A 1,105-nucleotide genomic window follows, 5' to 3' on the forward strand; every position below is an offset into this window, starting at 1 on the left:
CAGCGAACTGTCAAACCAAGTGCAACACTTTATCAAAGAATATTTCAGATGGCGTTGAATAGTTAAGAACCCTTCTAGGCCGTCTGTTTAGAGACTCTTGACAGGATTTAATGTCGTCATTAGTTCTTAAATCAATGGATTGATTTCGAGGAAAGTATTCTCGGATCAATCCATTTGTATTTTCATTGGTTCCTCGTTGCTGGGGTGAATAGGTATCAGGCCAGTAAATCACTGCAGATAAATCATCAGAGATTTCATCCAACATCAGAAATTCTGTCCCGTGATCTGGTGTAATTGATAAAACAAATTCTTTAGGAATTGTGCTTAAGAGCTCAAAAACGACACGATTAATTTCCAGAGCCGTTTTAGATTTAGCACGTCCGATAAGTGAATATCTTGTTTTTCGTTCAACGAGTGTAACTAATAATGATTCAGCGGTCTTACCCAATACAGTATCCAATTCCCAGTCACCAATTCTGGTGCGATTATTAATAAAATTTGGACGCTCTTGGATTGGAATATAGTTAACTTCTGGACGTTTTTGACGTAATTGCCCCTTGGGATGGCGTGTTTTACCACGATGCCGTAAGAATCCGCGTAGTCCATAGTCACCACGTCTCGTTTTAGGACGTCCAAGGTTGTATCGGTTAATATCACGATAAATGGTGGTGGCACTGATATTGGCCGCACCCTCTATTTTGAATCGGTGAGAGATTTCATCTGGTGACCAATGTTTTTTCTCGATATAGTGTCCGATTAAGACTCGTAACTTCGGATCTAGAGGTAAAAGAGCAGGTTTATGACATTTCTTTCGTAGCCTAAGATACTTATTCTGCGCCCTAGTTGGTGAATACTCGTGACGACCACTGCGTCCACGTCGTATCTCACGTAGGATGGTACTGGGATTGCGTTGTAACTTTTGGGCTATTTTGCGAATTGAATCGCCACGAATGCGTCCAATTAGAATACTTTCACGCTCGTATATTGTAAGATGGTGATAGCTCATGACAGGGCTCCTTAATGTTGGATTTGGTCATTTAACATTTTACCCTGTCATGGGTATTTTTTATTTCAATAAGTGTTGCACTTGGAGTGTAACATCGCC

1 protein-coding gene is annotated in these 1,105 nt (G+C 40.5%); it reads right to left on the reverse strand.

Annotated features, from left to right (window positions below):
* Nucleotides 1–10 precede the first annotated feature (10 nt).
* Nucleotides 11–1,006, reverse strand: a complete 996-nt coding sequence (locus IV55_RS10065) for an IS30 family transposase (protein WP_057811765.1) — start codon at nt 1,004–1,006, stop codon at nt 11–13.
* Nucleotides 1,007–1,105 lie beyond the last annotated feature (99 nt).

Source organism: Furfurilactobacillus siliginis (genome assembly GCF_001437435.1).
GTDB lineage: Bacteria > Bacillota > Bacilli > Lactobacillales > Lactobacillaceae > Furfurilactobacillus > Furfurilactobacillus siliginis.

Excerpts from the sequence above, each read along its gene's own strand:
- IV55_RS10065 (WP_057811765.1), bottom strand. The coding sequence starts at position 1,006 with ATGAGCTATCACCATCTTACAATATACGAGCGTGAAAGTATTCTAATT.